Origin of the sequence: Algoriphagus jejuensis (assembly GCF_039523455.1) — a bacterium.
Taxonomy (GTDB): Bacteria; Bacteroidota; Bacteroidia; order Cytophagales; family Cyclobacteriaceae; genus Algoriphagus; species Algoriphagus jejuensis.
Window position 1 is genome coordinate 42,553 of the sequence record NZ_BAAAFI010000040.1, and the last position, 19,727, is coordinate 62,279.

The 19,727-nt window shown below is 46.5% G+C and carries 14 protein-coding genes; 7 read left to right on the forward strand and 7 right to left on the reverse strand.

Annotation, left to right across the window (positions count from 1 at the left end; all coding sequences use genetic code 11):
• The first annotated feature begins 51 nt into the window (after positions 1 to 51).
• Entirely contained in the window at positions 52 to 1,782 is a 1,731-nt protein-coding gene (locus ABD031_RS15985; RefSeq protein ID WP_343853251.1) for a glycoside hydrolase family 9 protein, read from the forward strand.
• Between the two features lie 313 nt (positions 1,783 to 2,095).
• Here ABD031_RS15985 and ABD031_RS15990 read toward each other — a convergent pair whose 3' ends face one another.
• Entirely contained in the window at positions 2,096 to 2,614 is a 519-nt protein-coding gene (locus tag ABD031_RS15990) for a hypothetical protein (protein WP_343853253.1), read from the reverse strand.
• A gap of 206 nt (positions 2,615 to 2,820) precedes the next feature.
• On the opposite strand from ABD031_RS15990, the gene ABD031_RS15995 reads away from it, so the two are divergent.
• Entirely contained in the window at positions 2,821 to 4,740 is a 1,920-nt protein-coding gene (locus ABD031_RS15995) for a sialate O-acetylesterase (RefSeq protein ID WP_343853256.1), read from the forward strand.
• A 16-nt stretch (positions 4,741 to 4,756) separates the two neighbouring features.
• Here ABD031_RS15995 and ABD031_RS16000 read toward each other — a convergent pair whose 3' ends face one another.
• Both ABD031_RS16000 and ABD031_RS16005 read right to left on the reverse strand, forming a co-directional pair.
• Complete coding sequence (locus ABD031_RS16000) at positions 4,757 to 5,824, reverse strand: alpha/beta hydrolase (RefSeq protein ID WP_343853258.1); 1,068 nt, start codon at positions 5,822 to 5,824, stop codon at positions 4,757 to 4,759.
• A 5-nt stretch (positions 5,825 to 5,829) separates the two neighbouring features.
• Entirely contained in the window at positions 5,830 to 6,399 is a 570-nt protein-coding gene (locus tag ABD031_RS16005; RefSeq protein WP_343853260.1) for a hypothetical protein, read from the reverse strand.
• 168 nt (positions 6,400 to 6,567) lie between these two features.
• On the opposite strand from ABD031_RS16005, the gene ABD031_RS16010 reads away from it, so the two are divergent.
• The gene (locus ABD031_RS16010; protein ID WP_343853262.1) at positions 6,568 to 7,134 is read left to right on the forward strand and encodes a hypothetical protein; all 567 of its coding nucleotides are present in this window, start codon (positions 6,568 to 6,570) and stop codon (positions 7,132 to 7,134) included.
• A gap of 381 nt (positions 7,135 to 7,515) precedes the next feature.
• Positions 7,516 to 8,109: a hypothetical protein gene (locus tag ABD031_RS16015; RefSeq protein ID WP_343853264.1), complete on the forward strand. Its 594-nt coding sequence runs from the start codon at positions 7,516 to 7,518 to the stop codon at positions 8,107 to 8,109.
• 50 nt (positions 8,110 to 8,159) lie between these two features.
• Here the strand turns inward: ABD031_RS16015 and ABD031_RS16020 are convergent, their stop codons facing one another.
• Positions 8,160 to 9,404, reverse strand: a complete 1,245-nt coding sequence (locus tag ABD031_RS16020) for an ADP-ribosylglycohydrolase family protein (RefSeq protein ID WP_343853266.1) — start codon at positions 9,402 to 9,404, stop codon at positions 8,160 to 8,162.
• A gap of 2 nt (positions 9,405 to 9,406) precedes the next feature.
• Complete coding sequence (locus tag ABD031_RS16025) at positions 9,407 to 10,369, reverse strand: phosphotransferase (RefSeq protein WP_343853268.1); 963 nt, start codon at positions 10,367 to 10,369, stop codon at positions 9,407 to 9,409.
• Between the two features lie 144 nt (positions 10,370 to 10,513).
• On the opposite strand from ABD031_RS16025, the gene ABD031_RS16030 reads away from it, so the two are divergent.
• Positions 10,514 to 11,671: an acyl-CoA dehydrogenase family protein gene (locus ABD031_RS16030; RefSeq protein WP_343853270.1), complete on the forward strand. Its 1,158-nt coding sequence runs from the start codon at positions 10,514 to 10,516 to the stop codon at positions 11,669 to 11,671.
• A gap of 66 nt (positions 11,672 to 11,737) precedes the next feature.
• Positions 11,738 to 13,429: an AMP-binding protein gene (locus ABD031_RS16035; RefSeq protein WP_343853272.1), complete on the forward strand. Its 1,692-nt coding sequence runs from the start codon at positions 11,738 to 11,740 to the stop codon at positions 13,427 to 13,429.
• Between the two features lie 360 nt (positions 13,430 to 13,789).
• Here ABD031_RS16035 and ABD031_RS16040 read toward each other — a convergent pair whose 3' ends face one another.
• Positions 13,790 to 17,110 carry a TIR domain-containing protein gene (locus tag ABD031_RS16040; RefSeq protein ID WP_343853274.1) on the reverse strand — a complete coding sequence of 1,107 codons (3,321 nt, stop codon included), beginning with the start codon at positions 17,108 to 17,110 and terminating at the stop codon, positions 13,790 to 13,792.
• 306 nt (positions 17,111 to 17,416) lie between these two features.
• Here ABD031_RS16040 and ABD031_RS16045 point away from each other — a divergent pair, with 306 nt between their 5' ends.
• Complete coding sequence (locus tag ABD031_RS16045) at positions 17,417 to 18,796, forward strand: MATE family efflux transporter (protein WP_343853276.1); 1,380 nt, start codon at positions 17,417 to 17,419, stop codon at positions 18,794 to 18,796.
• Between the two features lie 81 nt (positions 18,797 to 18,877).
• Here ABD031_RS16045 and ABD031_RS16050 read toward each other — a convergent pair whose 3' ends face one another.
• Entirely contained in the window at positions 18,878 to 19,402 is a 525-nt protein-coding gene (locus ABD031_RS16050) for an acyl-CoA thioesterase (protein ID WP_343853278.1), read from the reverse strand.
• Between the last annotated feature and the right edge of the window lie 325 nt (positions 19,403 to 19,727).

A 19,727-nucleotide genomic window follows, 5' to 3' on the forward strand; every position in this document is an offset into this window, starting at 1 on the left:
ATCTGGAAGACAGAAATTTAGGATATGTATTTGAAGTCAATAGTTGTATTAATGATCTGCTCCATTTGGACGACTTGTTCGAGTGATCAGGCTAAGAATACACTGGAGTTGAGCGAGTTTATCCGGCTCAATCAGGTTGGGTATTTTCCGGATCAGAGCAAAGTAGCGATCGTCCTGTCGGAGGAGACTTTGGGTGGGTTTTTTATTTGGGATATTACTGCGCAAAGGATCGTCTTTGAGGGACGTCCGGAGAAAGTCGAGGCAAAGACTCTGTCTGGCAACACCGTGTGGAAGCTTGATTTTACAGGGTTTTCGCAAGAAGGAAACTTCGAAATCGGTCTCGTTGACTTCGGCAAATCCCATCCCTTTTCTGTCCACCGAGAAATTTATTCTGACTTGTCAAATGCGGCGCTCAAAGCTTTTTATTTTCAGCGTGCCTCCGTTGATATCCTCTCCGAATTTGCCGGGAAGTGGGCTAGAACGGGAGGGCATCCGGATACGCAGGTGGAGATTCACCCTTCGGCTGCCAGTACCGCGCGTCCGGCGGGGACAGTCATTTCTGCTCCAAAAGGCTGGTACGATGCGGGCGATTACAATAAGTACATCGTCAACAGCGGAATTACAATGGGAACGCTGTTATCTCTCTATGAGGCCTTTCCTGCCTTTTTTGCAAAGCAAAAACTGAATATCCCAGAGTCTGGCAATGCGCTTCCCGATATTCTGGATGAGGTCCTGTGGAACTTGGACTGGATGCTGAGTATGCAGGATCCAGCCGATGGGGGCGTGTATCACAAGTTGACCACGGCCAAGTTTGAAGGGATGGTGGAACCTCACAAGGCTGTCAATCAGCGTTATTTGGTGCAAAAAAGTACTGCCGCGGCTTTGGATTTTGCTGCGGTGATGGCGCAGGCCTCGCGGATTTTCAAGCCATTCTCCCCCGAAGGGGCAGTCGTCTACCAGAAGGCGGCCGAGAAAGCCTGGAACTGGGCCATCCAAAACCCGGAGCTGCGCTATCGTCAAAACGAGATGAATGAAGCCTTTGATCCCGATGTCACCACGGGAGCCTATGGCGATCAAAACCTGGGCGACGAATGGATTTGGGCAGCATCTGAGCTCTATATCAGTACCCACAATTTGGATTATTGGAGCATCTTGGAAGATGCAGATTTGGAGTACCATTTGCCGTCTTGGTCTCAAGTCAAATGGTTGGGCTTTTATTCCTTGATTCGTCATGAGGATGCCCTGTCCCAGATCCCGGTGGAGTGGATGTCCATGCTCAAGATCAACTTGATCGCAGCGGCAAAGGCCTATCAGTCGGCAGGACAAAACCAGCCCTATCTTTCGCCAATGGGAGCCGACCCCAAAGATTTCATCTGGGGTAGCAATGCCGTGGCCTCCAACCAGGGGATCTTGCTGCTTGAGGCCTATCGACTAAACGGGGAGGAGGGTTTTCTCCAAAGTGCCAGAGCTAACCTGGATTATATCTTGGGCAGGAATGCAACGGGCTTCAGTTATGTGACGGGATTTGGCAGCAAAACTCCCTTGCATCCACATCATCGATTGGCCACTTCCAGACCAGAATTGCCGCCTTTGCCGGGATTCATGGTAGGCGGACCCAATCCAGCTCAACAGGATAAATGTGCCTATCCAAGCAAGGTGCCGGACGAGTCCTATGCAGATGTTTCCTGTAGCTATGCTTCCAATGAGATTGCGATCAACTGGAGCGCGGCATTTGCCTACCTAGTTAATGGGATTCAGGCAACGGAGGCAGAATCGGATTGAGGTTTGAAAGTCTTGGGTCGATGGCCAGAAAAAAATGGATAGGCTTTGATAAACCTATCCATTTGCAAGAAGTTTCACTTAACGTATGAAAATACCTTTCGTCGGAGTACGCTTGAATTCAAAAGAAAGTCCGCTTGCAACACCATTTTCGACACTTCGAGATTTTGTAGATCACATTTTCACCTCCTCCAGAAACATAGATATCCTTGGATCTTCCGACTGCCTCACCGTCAAAGTAAGAAGTTAAGGGAAACCCTCAGGAGCGACTCCTCTCAGCCCAAGTTCTCTGCAATCTTGCGTACGGATTCCCCTGTCAGAGTCTGTCGATGTATTGCACATCCGGATAGGTCTGGCCATCTACGACTTTCAATTCGATGATTTGGTCAGAATAGTAAAGTGCGCTGTCGAGCGTTTCGATCTGCAGGGTAAGCGAAACTTTTAAGCCCTCTTGGATTAATTCCCTAAGCCGAAAATTCCTCACTTTAGCGTATTCATCTTCAGGCAGGTACACTTCCAGATAAGTACCATCTGCCTTTCGAAGTAAGATCTGTGGCTTGCGCAAAAGATTGTGTTTACGACGTTTGTCAAAGTATCGCAATATGTCCAATTCATTTTGGTCGACATGCTCAGGGGAGGCCAAGGCTTTGTCGATTTGCTCTTCCAAGGCCTGATACAGGGAGTCCGATATACCGTAGAGATTGGTATACGAAATCTGCACAAATGCCAAGTCGCCGTGGACAATCTTCTTTTCGTTTTGTTTGAAGGTGTAGCCCAATAAGAAAAGAGCAAAAACCGAGAAAAATGCAACTGTGCTGATTTTGGTAAGACTCATAGAAGATGGCAAGATAAAAAAGACAGCAGCAAAAAAAGGAATTAATGGTATAGATGCAATCTGATTTTTCTTGCTCATCCACCAATTGCCTTCCAATGGCTTTTAGAAGGGCTGAAATTGAAAATGAAGGCGAAAGTTTCTGGAGGTTTGGGCGGGAGAAATCATTTATTTTGAGCAAATTCCCAACTAATCGACCCTACCGACCCTTGAAAAAAAATTTACTCTTACTCCTGCTTTTCCCCCTGTTTTTTGGCTGTGGACTTTCCAAGCCAGACTCAGCCGTTCAGTTTCCCAAATTAATTTCCGAAGGCATGGTACTCCAGCGGGATCAACCGATCAAAATCTGGGGTCGGGGCATTCCCAAGGAAAAAATCCGCGCAAGCTTGGCCGGAGCAATCGGGAGTTCACAGGTGTTGCCTGATAGTACTTGGTCTGTTCAACTGCCTCCGTTACCGGCTGGAGGGCCGTATGAATTGGTAGTAAATGTCCAAACGGTCAAGGATGTATATATCGGCGATGTTTGGGTGGCAGGTGGCCAATCGAATATGGAGTGGGCGTTGAAGTCTAGTGTGATCGGGGCAGAGGCCGAATTTGCAAATCCTGATTTTCCAAAGATTCGCTTTTTCAAAGTTGAAAAAGACTACAGTGTCGAAGAGAAATGGGACGTATCCGATGGTCAGTGGAAAGTTGCCAACGCCGAAAACCTCCCTGATTTCTCTGCCGTTGCCTGGTTTTTCGCCAAGAAAAATCATCAGGAAAAAGGAGTGCCGGTAGGCGTGATCGAATCCAATTGGGGAGGGACTCCGGCAGAGGGCTGGACAGAGGTCGGAGTCTTGGCTGAGATCCCCGAGAGATCCTATACCGCTGAGTCGATAGAAATAATAGAAACTGCCGAAAAATGGAAAGAAGTTCTGGCAGAAAATGAGCGTCGCCGGGAGATCAGAGACAGTCTGATCGGCTCGCCGGTAGATGCAAAAGGGGCAGAAGTTTCCTCTGTGAACTACAAGGATGGAAACTGGAGGACTATCAGCTTGCCAGCCTCCAATCCACTGGAGCATATCGCTTGGGTGCGGAAGAAATTCCAACTTTCCTCCACGGAAGAGGCGATCTTGACCTTGCCGCAGGTGCAGCAGATGGCGTATTTCTATGTCAACGGCACGGAGGTCTATTTCAAAGACTGGGGGGCTGCCGTACCGGAGATCAAGATTCCGTCTGAGATTTTGATTGAGGGGCAAAATGTACTGGCGATTCGTGCAGTGAATGGATGGAATAATAAGCCTGAGATTGGCTCCGCTGACTTGATGTTTTTGACCCAAAACGAAAAGAAAATCAACCTGGAAGGAGCTTGGACTTATTCCAATAACATTGTGGAACCACGCGTTCCGGTGGTGGAATACCACAATTGGCGGCCTGGATTTATGTTCAACGCCATGATAGCTCCCCTGACCAATTATGCGATCAGAGGGGTGATCTGGTATCAGGGCGAAAGCAACGCGGGTAGGGCTGACGAATATCGGGAGCTTTTCGGCGCGATGATCACCAACTGGCGAGGACGCTGGGGGATTGGTGACTTTCCATTTCTGTTCGTTCAATTAGCGAATTTCATGGAGCGGAAAGCTCCTCAGCCCGAAAGTAGTTGGGCTCATCTGAGAGAGTCACAAACTCAGACCTTGGAGCTTCCTGCGACCGGAATGGCAACGATTATAGATATAGGAGAGGAAACTGATATTCACCCGCGAAATAAAAAGGATGTAGGAGAGCGGCTTTGGCTCCAAGCCAAAAAAGTGGCCTTTGGTGAAAAAATTCTGGCCTCAGGGCCGGTTTTCAAAGAAATGGTATTGAGGAACGATGAACTGGTTTTGACTTTTGCGGAAGTCGGAGAAGGGTTGAAATTAAGTTCAGGTGACGAAGTTGTTGGGTTTATTGCTGAGAGTGATGCTGGGAAGTTTGAGGCGTTGACAGGAGAGATTTCCGGCAAGGATCAGGTCAGGCTGAAAGTTCCGGAAGGTTTTGTTCCGATCGGCGTCCGCTATGCCTGGGCCGACAATCCTGAGGTAAATTTGGTGAATAACCTGAATTTGCCAGCGGTGCCTTTCAGAGCTAAGTTGGAGCAAGAACAGGAATAGTCCAAACTGACCGCCTTTAATCAATCTCCTCGACTAATTCCTTTGCAAGGGTCATTTCGTCTACCCTCTTTTGAAACTCTGCCCGGGCAGGTACTTTGGCGACATTCTCCAGAAAGTCAATCGTGCTGAACATCACTCCCTGCCAATCATCGGAAGTAATGGATGACGCGATCACGTGGTCACCGGTCTTTGGGAAAGCCTGTTCATGTTTGAGCGCTGCCGGGGTGCTCAGTTCACCGTACATTTCCAGCATTTTAGGGACTGAGACCACGAAGTCCTGCTCCTCGGCACTCTTATAATAGTAGCCCAAGAATAGGGGCTGTTTTATTTGAGCAAAAGTCTGTGCATTCATTTCGCTATAGACTACGGTCGCCAAGCTTACGTACGCATTGATGTGATAGTCTTCGGACCAGTAAGCTTTCTTTTCGCCGGTGCGCTCATCGTGGAGCACGCTGTTGTTCATCGCGAAGGTTTCCATCAGCTGTTTGGACCAAGGCTTAAACAAGGCATTGAGCTGCTCCCCGCCGTCACGGACGCAGGGCGAGTAAAGTACTACTGCTTTGATGTCCGGCTGTTGACTCGCGAGCAAAAGCGTCAAGGCTCCGCCCATCGAAGTACCGACGACGATGACAGAATCTCCTAGGCTTTTGCCGATTTGATAGGCTTCGCCGGCTGCATCTGCCAGTTTTTGTGCGGTCAGGTATTCCATGCCATTGTCTCGCTTGATGCCATGCTCAGGCAGACGAGTTACAAAGAGATTTGCGCCAAAGTGCGTAGCTAGGAAGCGGTGAACAGGATCACCTTCCATCGGGCTGGCGCCAAAACCATGGATGTATACGATTGAATAGGGCGTCTTGGCTTTGTTGCTGCTGTCGGCCCATTGGATGTATGCCTCGTTTCCGGGTTTGAGTCCGATAACGGTGTCTTCCCGGTTGCGGACGTACTCGCTGAGCTCGCTTAGCCGAGTGGGAACTTCGGGGAAATTAATCGTCAGTTCCTGTTTTTCTATCCTTGGACCGAGCATGTAGACGATCACCAAGACTATGGCTGTGGCAAACAAGCCCAGGAATATTTTGCGTAGCATAAAAATCAGTTGGTTTTGAGGAAGGGTGACGTAGAGTCGAAGGTTTTTTGAGTACCGTTTTTCAAAAATAGAAAGGTTCTTGTTTTTAATTGAGAATAATTTTCCGGAGTCAGGGTAAGCCTGGTACCAAAATAAATCGACACATTTTCAAACTCCCGTAATTGGGACAGCTTGTTGTTCTCAGGTGTAATGAGCGCATAGGCGATATCAGTGCCAATTGGAAGACCGGCAAAAGGCTCTAGAAGAATCACTGCAATATTTGAGATATTGCGGATCGTATAGGTTCGGATACAGCTGAGCGCCAAAGCCTGTCCAGGAAGGGTAGAGGCATAGGACATTTCCTTTTCCTGGATTTCCAGCTCAAAGTTGAATCCAAACTCCGAAAAAAATACCGTATCCGAGGCAGTAGCGTAGGCTTTGTTACTGTAAGGACTGAAGAAAACCTGCTTAATATCAATTGCATCAGCTTCCAAAGGTCGAGGACAGCCGTCGCCTTGATCAAGATTTTCCTGATCGATACAGGCGAAAGTCAGCAGCAGCAAAAGATAGGAAGCGCAAAGGGCAAAGGTTGCCATTGCTTTTTTTAAGTCTTTTTTTTGGAAAAAATAACCTGAAATCATCCTTAAAAGTAAGGAATTCAAGAGTTTAAATTGCGGGGACCTATTGGAGATTTCTTTCTGCTGGACATGGTAGCAAAAGATTCTCGTTTCACGTTCTATCTTAGATTAACTTTTAAAATAGCTATGAAAAAAACATTATTCGTTCTTCTATTCCTGGCCTCTGCTGTTTTCGCACATGCTCAGGATGTACTTCCCACCAAGTCTGTCTATGTGGAATTGGGAGGCGCAGGGCTTCCTTATAGTTTCAATTATGACTTCCGCTTTGACAAGGAACGGATGGACTCCTGGGGAATGCGGGTCGGGGCAGGCGGATACACCACCGGAAGCGACTCATTCTTTTCCTTACCGGTGATGGTGAATAAACTCTACGGTAAAGGACCTCACTATTTCGAATTGGGTTTTGGGTTAACGTTTTTTGCATTTGATGAAGATAACTATAGTTATTGTAACAACGGCTACTACGACGCCAATGGAAACTACGTCTGCACATCTTATCAAGATCAGGATAGCTATTATGAGTTTATACTACCGGTGGACGGATCGCCGAGTCTGATGGGTACGATGAACTTCGGTTATCGTCGCGTACCGGTGGACGGAGGATTTACCTGGAGAGTCAATCTGACTCCGATCTACAACAACAACGGTTTCTGGCCTTTGTATGCCGGAGTTGGATTGGGCTATGCATTCTGATCTTTGACTTTTATCAAAAACAATGTGTCCAGACGGACAAAACCTGTACGCCACCGTACAGGTTTTTCTTTGTGCAAACCATTTGATTTCAGGAACTTATATTTTTTGAAAATTAAATTTCCTTAACAAATTGCAATAATGTGTAACCCGCTGATTTGGCAATTCCGAGCAATTTTGTCCGCTGTTGTGACAGAAAATCGCCGAAATCCCAAATTCGCACAAGGCCAGATTATCAAATGATGTCCAATTCAAAAGGATCTTTGGCCTCCAGTCTTAATACAGTTTAAATTGGAAAGGAATAAAAAAGGCGGTTTTTACGCATAGGAATGGGTTGGTATGGGCTTCGCATAAGGTCAAGCACAACACTAAACCAACACTGTTATGAAAACCTTATTCACTTTAGCACTTGCAGGCGCCTTGTCTTTTAGCAGCCTTGCCGTATCCGCAGCAGATGACGATTTGATGGCACTGTCAAACGTAAAAGCAAAATTCAAGAAAGTAAACGTACTCCTTAAAGAAGGAGTGGGCGAGGCCAAAATCGCACTTTACGACAACACCGGAAGAAAGCTTCACCAAAGAAAAGTAAAAGTCGGAGATTCAGACTTGATCGTTCCTTATAACTTAACCGATCTTCCTTGCGGAGAATATAAAGTCAGAATCACCACTGAGGATGAACAAGTTGACTACACCGTGGCTACATTTGACAAGCCGATCCCAAAAAATGAGCTTCCGCTGATGGCCTATGGAAAGATCATCGATGACCAGACCGTCAATCTAACTGTAGTTGGTCTGGATGAACCTGGAGTAGGAGTTGAGATCCGCTATGCAGAGACCAACAAATTGCTTCACCAAGATCAGATCGAGCAACCAGAGGGATTCCGCAAAAACTATCGGCTAAATGGGGTGTCTCCTGAAGATGTCTATATCAACGTAACAGACGCATTGGGCAGAACCAAAACCATTCACTTTGAGTGACTAAACCCAGCCTATTGTAGAAAAGCTTCGGATCTTCGGATTCGGAGCTTTTATTTTTTCAACATGTGGGCGGTCAGGTCTTCAGCAACTTTTTGCAAATCGATGTCCAGCTCATCGCTACTGACGCGCAGGACTTGCTCCCGTTCTGACTTAGGTAACTTTTCAAAACCAATCCAAGCACCCAATATCCCACCGGCCAAGGCTGCCGTGGTGTCGTTGTCCCGACCATAGTTGACCAAGAAGATGAGGGTGTTCTTGAAATTAAAATCAGCGTACAGCATCGCCGTGAGCGTTTGCAGGTAAATCTCTCCGGCATGAAAGGGCATATCCTGCAACTTCTGATCGAGTTGTGCGAAGGCACTAGCCAAAGAGGGGCTGTCGAAGTTCATTACGTTTCCAACGCTGTCTAGCTTTTTCGCTTCCTGATTGATCCAAAGTGCATCCTTCAAAATCCGCTGGGCAGTCCTTCCAACCAATCGACTTTGAAAATACGCCTCCGGATCCAGGCGCGTTACCGCAAGTAAGTCCTCCTTGGTAGCTTCTGGCTTCATCCCACCGGCAGTCATGGCAGCGGCTATCCCTGTCAAATCCCGTGCGTATCCCAGATCAAAAATGGAAAGTTTGAAGGCTTCCCGGTAAGCCTTTTCCGGATCTCCGGGAAAGAAAATTCCCAATGCAGGCGCATAAAGTAAGCCTGCGCAGACCATTTCGCCACCATAGAATTTGGAAAGTGAATCTGCATAGCCGGTGAGGTTGTCGTCCAGATAGGGCTTGCTCACTTTGGCCCATTCTGATAGCCAGTTTATGCGTAGCATCCCGTTTTCGAAGTCTTCGGGGTCGGAGCTTTCGATCGATTTGAGATTGTCCGCGTCCTTTTCGTAGATGCCTAGTATATGCTTCGCAAAGTCGGCAGGATCGAGCGATCCGGGCTTTTGGGTCAGCAGGTAGTTCACCGCCAGCACTTTCCATCGTGTGTCGTCAGTAGTTCCGCCGGCCGGGAGATTGGCCTTCCAGATTCCTTCTGGAGACACTTCTCGGATCATAGAATCCAGGCCATCTACAAAGCCATACTCTAGCTGTATGCTTTCCCGCGGCCACATTTCGGTGGGCGCACCCATGGCATCCCCGATCGCTGCTCCGACGAGCATCCCCAAAACTTTGTCGTGGAGCTGGGCCTCCGTCAGACCGGAAGCCGTGGTGAGCTCGGTTGAAAACTCCGGACGGGAGAGTTGGTTTTCATTTTCTCCGCAGGAGAAAAAGAAGGCAGCCACCAGCATGAAAATCAATAAACGCATCGTCAGTTTAGAATGAGGTTTCTGGCGGTTTCCAGTAAGCTTTGTATTTGCCTCAGGGTCAAATCAACAGGAAGTTGAGCAATTCCGATCAACCGTCGGAGCGTTTCTACCCCACGATATTGCTGGACGAGTTGGAGATCATAAGGCCTTTGATAGGCCGATAGGATAGACTCTGCCAATTCTTTTTCTTGTTGACCGAGATCCAAGTGCGCCAAAAACACCCCCAAGTCAAATTCTGCTTCGCCGGGAAAGCCAAACTCTGGATCGATGACCTTGATGCCGGACGGGACATCGAGCCAACTTGCAGGGTAGTAGTCGCCGTGCAACAGGATCTTTCCTGAGGTTAAATAGCGATCGCCAAGAATGGCTAACTTTTCCTTTAAATGACTGTCGGTTTTGTAAGTAAGGCTTATTTCCTGAAGCCCGGGCTGAATGCTGTTCAGGTCAAAGCCATTTTCCTCCAAAAAAGGAAATTGAAATATGTGCTCATGATTGAGTCGGCGCATGTCCAGGTTTTCTGGGAAACCCGTGGCATCCAAGGCATGCAATTGATTTAGATAGTCGACCAGCGATTTGATTTCGGTTTCTTTCAGGCTGCGTTTTCCGGAGTAGATGCTTGTGTAATCAAGGCTTTTGCCTAGGTCTTCTGTGATCAGAATATGCTGTTCGGGATCAAAGAGGATGACTTTGGGAGACATGGCCGCCAGGAGCTGGTCGTGCTCAATACGAGTTAAAAACTGATGCTCCACAGAGATTCTTCCGATTGGAGCGGGAATCTGCGGATACTTTCGTACATATGGCTTGGACTGCTTTAGGATCAGGCTTCGTCGGTTTGTCTTGATCCTCAGTACCAGATTCATGTTGCTTTCTCCAGCCGGTTCAGCATGGATCAGGATCTCTTCTGGTTCCCAAAAGGGAAGAAGTTGCAGCGTTTCTAATTTGCTCTGTTCGATTAAATCAATCATTTGACTTTGATTTTGCACCAAGATAATCGTGCTGGAAATGAAAAGGGGCTCCTAAGTGAAATATATTGGGTTTAGGGGTGACAGGCGGTCAGATAGTAACCGTCCGAATTCTCTATTTTTGGATAAAACTAACTCAGCCCAGATATGTTCGGATTGCACAGATCACTTTTTACCGAAGAGCATGAGCTTTTCAGAAAGAGCGTCAGAGAATTTATTGCTAAGGAAATCACGCCGAATAATGCGGAGTGGGAAAAAAACAAGATGGTTTCGCGAGAGATTTGGAAGAAACTTGGCGAGAATGGGTTTCTGGGTATCCAGGCACCGGAGTCCCTCGGAGGAGTCAATATTCAGGATTTCACGTACAAAGCCATCTTGATCGAGGAGCTTGGCCTGAGCGGTTGCTCGGCTCCGGCGGTAGGGTTTCCGCTCCACTCGGACATTGTCATGCCCTACATCCTGCACTACGCGACTGAGGTGGCTAAGCAAAAGTACGTCCCTAAGATGATTGCCGGGGACTACATCGGCGCTATAGCCATGACTGAAGCAGGTGCCGGGTCCGACCTGCAAGCTATCAGAACTAGCGCAGTGGATAAGGGAGACTGTTATGAGGTCAATGGCTCAAAGACCTTTATCACCAATGGATTTCTGTCGGATGTCGTCGTGGTGGCAGTCAAGACTGACCCCGCAAAAGGAGCGAAAGGTATAAGCCTTTTGATCCTGGATCGGGAAATGGAGGGTTTTACCAGAGGTGTTCCTTTTGACAAAGTAGGACTTCATGCGCAGGATACCTGTGAGCTTTTTTTTGAAGACGTAAAAGTACCCAAGGAAAATCTGCTGGGAAAAGAAGGCGAGGGCTTTAAGTACTTGATGACGGAGCTAGCTCAAGAACGTTTGGTTGTTGCGCTGGCGGCGGTGGCGCTGGGAGAGTATATGCTTCAGGCCACTATTGCTTATGTGAAAGAAAGGAAAGCGTTTGGAAGGAGTATTTCTGATTTTCAAAACACTCGATTTAAGCTCGCAGAAATGACTGCAGCGCTAGAGCAGGGGAGGATTTACTGTGATTACTTGGTAGGCCTTCACAATTCCGGACGGCTCGATGCAGCCATGGCCTCAGCGGCAAAATATAACATGACTGAGCTGCAGTGCAAAGTAGCCGATGAATGCGTGCAGCTGCATGGTGGCTATGGTTACATGTGGGAATATGGCGTTGCGAGGGCCTGGGCTGATGCGCGGGTGCAGCGGATCTATGCAGGAACCAATGAAATCATGAAAGAATTGATTGCCCGAAAAATTCTACAGTGAGGATAAAATTCTTGGCGAAGCACAATAATTTTAAGTAATTGATCAAAGGTTCAAAACACCCAAAATATGACCGATTTTCCCTGGCTTAAATTTTACCCTGCCTCAGTTGATAAAGAGGTGGATGTCAAAGCGTACCATAGCGTTGTTGATTTCTTTGATGAAGGCGTCAAAAAGTATGGAGAAGCTGCAGCCTATGAGTGCATGGGCAAAACGATCTCCTATTCAGAACTGGATAGGAAAAGTGCCCATTTTGCAAACTACCTTAGTCAGGTTTTGAAGTTGAAAAAAGGCACCCGGGTGGCGATCCAGATGCCAAACATCCTGCAATATCCTGTGGCGATGTTTGGTGCGCTGAGGGCGGGTATGGTGGTGGTCAATACCAATCCACTTTATACTCCTTCGGAAATGAAGCATCAATTCAATGACTCTGGTGCGGAGGTGATCGTCATAGTGGAAAACTTCGCTTCCCATCTGCAGCAAATCCGAGGAGAAATCAAGGCAAAACACATCATCCTGACTCAATTGGGTGATATGCTGGGAGGGCTCAAAGGGACTATCGTCAATCTGGTGGTAAAGCATGTCAAGAAACTCGTTCCGCCATTTTCACTTCCGGGAGCTGTTTCCTTCAAAGAAGTACTCGCCCAAGGAAAAGACTTGACCTTCAAACCCGTGAAGCTCGATCTGGATGATTCTGCCTTCCTTCAATACACAGGAGGCACTACCGGTGTCTCCAAGGGAGCCGACCTTACCCATGGCAATATCGTAGCGAACATGCAGCAGATTTCGGCATGGATGAAGCCCAAGCTGAAAGAGCGTGAGGAGATCGTGATCACGGCTTTGCCGCTGTATCACATCTTTGCACTGACTGTCAACTGTCTGGCGATGTTTAAGATTGGTGCTCATAATGTATTGATTACCAATCCGAGAGATATGAAGGCTTTTATCGGGGATTTAGCCAAGAAGAAGTTCTCGGTTATCACGGGTGTCAATACACTTTTCAATGGATTGCTCAATCAGGAGGCTTTTAAAGCTCTTGATTTTTCAGGATTGAAGATCGCGGTAGGCGGTGGGATGGCTGTACAAAAAGCCACGGCTGAAAAGTGGAAAGCCGTCACCGGAGTTCCCTTGGCAGAAGGATATGGTCTCACCGAGACTTCCCCCGTAGCCTCCTGCAACTGTATAGATGGGACCGAGCGGGTTGGTACCATAGGGATCCCGCTTCCCAATACGGAAATCATGATCGCCGACGATGAGGGCAATGCGGTGCCAATCGGTGAGCGGGGTGAGATCTATATCAAAGGTCCTCAGGTGATGAAGGGCTATTGGAAAAGACCCAAAGAGACCGCCGAGGTCATGCACGGAGAATGGTTCAAGTCTGGTGATATCGGAGTGATGGACAAGGATGGCTTTGTGAAGATCGTAGATCGTAAAAAAGAGATGATCCTCGTCTCCGGCTTCAATGTCTATCCCAATGAGGTGGAAGATGCGATAGCTTCCTGTCCAGGTGTCTTGGAGGTCGGAGTGATCGGCCTGCCGGATGATAAATCCACTGAAAAGGTGGTGGCTTTTGTGGTCAAAAAAGACACTAGTCTTAGTTCTGAAAAGGTTATTCAGCATTGCAAGATTTCCCTTACCAACTACAAAGTGCCAAGAGAAGTCCATTTCATGGAGGAACTCCCCAAGTCAAATGTCGGTAAGATTCTTCGTAGGAAGATTAAGGAAGCTCACCTCGAAAAACTTGGAGTGCCTGCAAAATAAACTTTGCTGAAATAAAAAATATGGACGATGCTTTCTAACGGATCTGCTGGTCAGATAGAGCTCATCCTTTTTTGCAATCGAACTGATAAGGCGGTAGACTATCTTTAACTTTTAGGATTTGTCTATTCGCCGTCAGTTTTGGAAAGTGTTTGACTGTGTCGACATTTATTGGGGCGGGGGAGCCGTCTTTTAGGAGTTTGCTTGACCCTTAGTGCTGATTGCATCCGATTTTATTTCACGTTGACCCTGAGAGCTGGTAACCCAATTGACACAGGAAAATTACCATACCGGCTAGAAAGCGTATATAAAGACTTTTAAACTAGGCTCTTCGAAATGACGTTGGAAATCAAAGCTTTTCTGTCACGATATTTTCAATTTTTTAATCAATTCGGCCATGACACGTTGCCATTCACCATCGTTTTCAGGTGTTCCGATGGTGATGATGTTCTTGCTGTTTTCCTGGGAATCGTCCGTTTGTTGAAATTGACGCAGGATCGTTTGATCCCAGCTACAGGGAGTGAGTTGCACAAAAAAGAACTTGTTTCCGCTCGGAAATCGATCAATTGCTTTTTTCACCTCCGTTTTCATTACGTATTCTGTAGCTAGAAAATCAGGACTCAGCATGAAAATAATCAGGTCTGCCCGGTTCATCTCCTCTAGAATAGACTCATCCCAACGGGTGCCGGATTCGATCATTCGATCATACCATGGATTGATGCTGCCGTTGGACTTCAGTACTTCCAGATGAGTGGCAAAACGTCTGATAAACCCTGAATTTTTGGAGCTATAGGAGATAAAAAGCTTTTTGGGAAGCTCCTTGAAGTCCACGATGTGTTTAAAGTCAAATACAGAAAATATGTTTTGAGGCAGATTTCCCTCCTGTTGATCAGTGATTCTGGTTTTCCATTCCTCCCACACCCGCACATCTGTGTTGTCAAATCGGGGCGTATGGGTGAAAGAATACTGTTTGGCTTCGACCTCCTTTTCCATTTCTGCTATGTTGAAAAAAGAGATGCTGTCTGCGGACATTTGCTTCTCATGGGTCCAGCCCCTGTTGAGTTCATCGAGGGTGGTCACGATATCCTGTTCCAGCCCATTTTTATTAAATGGATCCTGAGTTCGGATGTTGACCAAGCCAAAATCTTTTGTCTTTTTAAACTCTACATAGACCATTTCCATCGTATTCATCTCAGGATTTTCTCTCTTGATGATGATGCCATTTCTCCAGAAAGGAAAACTCCTAACTCCCAGGGTCGTGTCGATATTTTCCTTTTCCAGATATTTAGAGAAAAGATTCAGGAGAAGTATTTTATGAAAAAAGGCCCGGTACAGGTACCGAACTTGCGTGTGCACAAACCCAGGTAGGAAAAATCGGATAAATTTATCCGGTTCTGTTGGCAAAAACTGCGGAGCCAAAAACTCATCTCGGTTGATCTCGATGATGGAATTATTACGTACCAAAAGCCCTGTAATCTCCTCGTGAAAGCGGATTTTTTGGAGCTGTTGTTTAGTAAATATCCCTTGCTCATTTCCAGATCGCGCTACTTCCATCACTTGCTTTACCAACTCGTTGAGTTGCCGGATATTGGTGTAAATCCAACCCTTGCCGTCTTCGATTTTCTCAAAAAGTATCAAGCCCGAATTACTTAGAATCTGGGCGATGATCTGGGCATTGTCTTTATTAAACGGTATGCTGGCATCCTGAATGATCGCAATACACTTTTTCCAAAAATCATCGAGAGACAGGATCTCCAGATCGTCTGGATTGTCCAGAAAATGCCGAAATATTTTCATGTCAAAGTTGACCAGCTCGCGTCCTGAGAGGTCATGAGACCAGAAGTAGTCGCTGAGGATTTCTTCAAGGATTTTAGTTCGTTTTTCCTTGCTGAGAGATATACCGAAATATCCCCAAATCATGGGATAACTCATTGTCAAGGTATCTTGGTTGAGTCGTCCTTCACCCTCGTCTATTTTATTCTGAAGCACTAGGACTGGGACAGTCTTCCCGCTATTTCCTTTTTTCAGCTGGCCTTTGTCACCTTTGAATTCGGATTGGAATTTCCCTTTCAAGTTATATTGGATGGATTCCAGCCAGTATTCCAGAGGGAAATTTTCAAAAATCAGCGTTTCTTTAGTTTTCGGATTGATTTCTCTGATTTCTTCGTATTGGTTGGACTTTGGTTCCCAAAGTAAAATATAGGCCGTGTCGTGACTGTAGTAGAGGCGGTGCGAATCATGGTAATAGTCCTGTCCTCCGAAGTCAAAGATCGCAACACGGGTCAAGGTGTCATCTTCGGATTTGAGAAAAGACGCATGCCAAGGTTGAATATCCAGAAGATGCGTGCTGCTGGTTTCCGGATCGATCTTACCCGTTCGGAGAAATTGGCTCAGATTGGTTTTGCCAACACGGCTGTTGCCGACTAATATCATCTTAAACATCTCCAGTTTTTTGACTCCATATTGATCCGCATCGCTGAAATACTTCAAGATCGCTTCTCGGCCTTGCTGTACCGTCTCCACTGGCGGTGTCTTTAGAGAAGTATTGTCCTTGATGAAAAGCCCCGGATTATTTTCATTGAAATCAAAGGAATACCCCACAAATAAACCTTCTCGGATACGCTCCAGCATTGGTTTAATCGATTCGATTTGATTGTTGGTCAAGATGATCCGCGTGAGCTTTTTCAGCCCGGACAATTCGTCGATTTGTCTTAGTTTGTTATGAGACGCATACAGAATCCGGAGTTCTTTTAGTTCTTCGATTCCCGCAAGGCTGTCAATCTGGTTGTTGGATATTCCCAGCACCTCAAGTTTCTTGGTCTGTCTGATGTTTTGGAGGGAGGAGATTTGGTTTTGGCGTACCTCCAGGCGAACAAGACTGGTCAGAGCTTCCAGATTTTCCAGTTCGCTGATTTCGTTTGATGTGAGGTTTAGTACTTTGAGTTGGCCCAGTCGTTTTAAATTAGCTATTTGCTTGATTTTGTTAGTGTCAAAGGAGAGGTGTTCTAGTTTCACCAAAGCATCGAGATGTTCTATTTTCTCTATGCTGTTTCGCTCCAACCATAAATTGGTCAACGAGGGGAGGCCCAATAGATCGAAAGGAACGAATCTCAGACCCATTTCGGAAAGTGTAAGTTCTTCGAGTTGTTTCTCTCTCGCCAGATCCAGCGCATTCTGTGCCTTATAATTTTCAAGAAGCTCTAATATAGACTGGAATGCTGCAACGACTTCAGCAAATCTATCGATGCTATTTTTTGATTCTGCAAAAGGGATTTTTGAAAAGGGAAGCAAGATAAAATTGGAAAAAGGAGAATCCTCCCAAGGACAATCCTCAACCAAAATGGGCAGGATTCTTTTTCTCTCCGACCGGAGCATTTTTAAAAATTCGTTGAGTTCCCGGCGGGAATCCCGATCGATTTCAATTGTAGTCCCAACAGGAATAAGTCTTGTTTTGATGATGTCGAGGTAAGGCTTACTCAGCAAGATCACAATCACTTCAGCCTGCAACGAGAAATCTTTAAGTGTCGAAAATTCAGTACCAGCCTCTACGGGTGAATCTCTCAGAAAGGTCAGTTCATCGCTCAGATAGGATTGCAGGTGTCTTTGCAATTCTTGCTTGAAACTTTCATCTGCCGAGGTATAAGAAATAAAAATCGACGTCTGTTTTTTTGAAAACGAACTCATGGGATCAAACGGTTGAATAATCTAAAAAAGAGCCTTGTCTCTTATCCAAAATAGAAAATTTAACTTGATAATTGAATCAGGACCTGTGGTTTACTTGACCGACAGTCACGCGTGGTAGGAGTTTGTTGGTATGCTATCAATGCTGCATTCTGAAATCGTCTTCAAGGATCGCTTCAGAAAACCTTTCGGGATAGTGCTGTTTTTTCGTTCTTTTGCAGGATTGTTTTCAATTCATAAAATTTACAAAATGGACCAGCGATCTTTTAAGTTTTTCAGTTTTTCACTCATTTAATTTTTCAATTAATAATGACCTGGCAACTCATCAAAGATGCAATCCTTGGCAAGGAGCAGGATTTTACCAGCCTGCCGCTGAAGACCGCCATCTTCGTGTTGGCCATTCCCATGATCTTGGAGATGATGATGGAGTCGGCGTTTGCGGTGGTGGATATCTTTTTCGTGGCTAAACTGGGTGAATTTGCCGTGGCGACCGTGGGCCTGACGGAAGCCGTGATTGTCTTGACCTATGCCATCGGCTTTGGGATCAGCATGGCGGCCACGGCTTTGATTTCCAGAAGATTTGGGGAAAAAGAATACGAGGAAGCAGGAACAGCGACTTTTCAGCTAGTCGTCGTCGGAGGGATTGTCTCCTTGTTTATCGGTGTGGGAGGATGGGTTTTTGCTGAGGAACTGCTTCGGGTCATGGGAGCGGAGGAAGCCGTCGTCCAGTCGGGAAGTACCTACGCCAAGATTGTTTTCGCAGGAAATACGGCCATCATGCTGCTTTTCCTGATCAACGGAGCCTTTCGTGGAGCCGGACAGGCGCACCTTGCAATGCGGTCGCTTTGGATCGCCAACGGCCTGAACATCATTTTGGATCCGCTGCTGATCTTTGGCATTGGTAGTTGGGATGGATTTGGGCTGGACGGTGCGGCCATAGCCACGACCTTTGGCAGAAGCATGGGGGTGATCTACCAAGTCTATCACCTGATGAATGGCAAACACAAGTTGAAAATCCTTCGCCGAAACCTCCATGTCAAATGGGAAACCATCCGCAAGATCATCGACCTTTCACTCGGCGGAATGGGGCAATTTCTGATCGATTCGGTCTCCTGGGTGGCCTTGACGAGGATGAATGCAGAGTTTGGTTCCGCTGCGCTGGCGGGGTACACAATCGCGTTTAGGGTACTGATATTTACGATTTTGCCGGCCTGGGGACTGTCTGGAGCGGCTGCAACTTTGGTTGGACAAAATCTCGGCGCCAAAGATGTAGATCGTGCCGAAAAGGCCGTCTGGCTGACTGCACGCTATAATGTGATCTTCATGGCCTCGGTCACGGGGATTTACCTGCTGTTTAATCAGCAGTTGGCGGGATTCTTTACCGACATCCCTGAGGTGCGGGAGGTGGCAGCAAAGGGCCTTTGGGTGATTGTGTTGGGATACGTTTTCTTTGCGATTGGGATGGTGCTGACACAAGCCTTCAACGGGGCAGGGGACACCAAGACGCCGGCTTGGATCAATATTGGCGTTTTGCTATGCATGGAGGTTCCATTAGCCTATTTTCTTGCTTTCCCGATGGGGATGCAATATTTGGGGATCTTTATCTCGATTGCGTTTTGTCACTCCTTTCACGCCTTGGTTTCCCTGTATTTTTTCCGAAAGGGAAGATGGAAGACGATGAAAGTGTAGGGGGTCTATGATGAAAATTTCGGATAGTAGTTCTGGCATTTAGATACTTTCGACCTGAAGGTTTTACCAATAGATTTGGCCTTATTTTTCGGTCAGATTGAATATAGACTTCAGTTCGACCGCATCTTCCGGCTTCATCCGCTTGGCGAGCACCAGACGTAACTGCCTCCGTCTCAAGGCGCCTTCGAAATGCTCGATTTCCTCCGGTGTTTCTGGCACCAGTTCCGGTACTTCGATTGGCTTACCGTTTTGATCCACCGCCACAAAAGTGAAATAGGCGCGATGGGTCATGATCTTTTTTCTAGCAGGAATATCCTCTGCTGTCACTTCGATAAAGACCTCCATGGAAGAATTGAACGCTCGGGTAACTTGAGATCTCAGGGTGACTACATTTCCCAGATTGATCGGTTGCTTAAAGGATATGCTATCCGCAGAGGCTGTCACTACGATTCGGTTGCAGTGCTTTTGCGCAGCAATGGCCGCGGAAATATCCATCAGGTGCATTAGACGTCCTCCCATCAGGTTGTTTAGGGTATTGGTGTCGTTGGGCAGCACCATTTCTGTCATGATGGTGATGGACTCTTTTGCGAATTTTTGCTTAGCCATAAAACTGATTTTGAACAAAAATAGAAATTAAATTCTGTTTTGAATAGTATGAAAAACAAAATCGGAATTTTATTCTGAAAAAATAACACTTCAGAACAGGATTGTGAGTATTGGGAGAGCTAACCAACTTCCCTCTGTTGAAGTTCTAATTATTATAACTAATATCTGCAAACTGGTATTTCAAGCGATTTTTTTGTTGTGTTTCAATGAAGATCAGTCACCGAGAAATGCTGAAAATTGACGAGTGAGCCCAAGAAAAATCAGTCGTTTGATATTGTTTCTTTGCCATTCGTTCACCATTTACAATTTTTACCGTTGACCAGTT

Bases quoted from the DNA above. Each gene is read 5' to 3' on its own strand.
- ABD031_RS16010 (WP_343853262.1), top strand. From the start codon at position 6,568: ATGAAAAAAACATTATTCGTTCTTCTATTCCTGGCCTCTGCTGTTTTC.
- ABD031_RS16020 (WP_343853266.1), bottom strand. From the start codon at position 9,404: ATGCGTTTATTGATTTTCATGCTGGTGGCTGCCTTCTTTTTCTCCTGC.
- ABD031_RS16050 (WP_343853278.1), bottom strand. From the start codon at position 19,402: ATGGCTAAGCAAAAATTCGCAAAAGAGTCCATCACCATCATGACAGAA.
- ABD031_RS16000 (WP_343853258.1), bottom strand. From the start codon at position 5,824: ATGCTACGCAAAATATTCCTGGGCTTGTTTGCCACAGCCATAGTCTTG.
- ABD031_RS16005 (WP_343853260.1), bottom strand. From the start codon at position 6,399: ATGGCAACCTTTGCCCTTTGCGCTTCCTATCTTTTGCTGCTGCTGACT.
- ABD031_RS16030 (WP_343853270.1), top strand. From the start codon at position 10,514: ATGTTCGGATTGCACAGATCACTTTTTACCGAAGAGCATGAGCTTTTC.
- ABD031_RS15985 (WP_343853251.1), top strand. From the start codon at position 52: ATGATCTGCTCCATTTGGACGACTTGTTCGAGTGATCAGGCTAAGAAT.
- ABD031_RS16025 (WP_343853268.1), bottom strand. From the start codon at position 10,369: ATGATTGATTTAATCGAACAGAGCAAATTAGAAACGCTGCAACTTCTT.
- ABD031_RS16045 (WP_343853276.1), top strand. From the start codon at position 17,417: ATGACCTGGCAACTCATCAAAGATGCAATCCTTGGCAAGGAGCAGGAT.
- ABD031_RS16040 (WP_343853274.1), bottom strand. From the start codon at position 17,110: ATGAGTTCGTTTTCAAAAAAACAGACGTCGATTTTTATTTCTTATACC.
- ABD031_RS16035 (WP_343853272.1), top strand. From the start codon at position 11,738: ATGACCGATTTTCCCTGGCTTAAATTTTACCCTGCCTCAGTTGATAAA.
- ABD031_RS15990 (WP_343853253.1), bottom strand. From the start codon at position 2,614: ATGAGTCTTACCAAAATCAGCACAGTTGCATTTTTCTCGGTTTTTGCT.
- ABD031_RS16015 (WP_343853264.1), top strand. From the start codon at position 7,516: ATGAAAACCTTATTCACTTTAGCACTTGCAGGCGCCTTGTCTTTTAGC.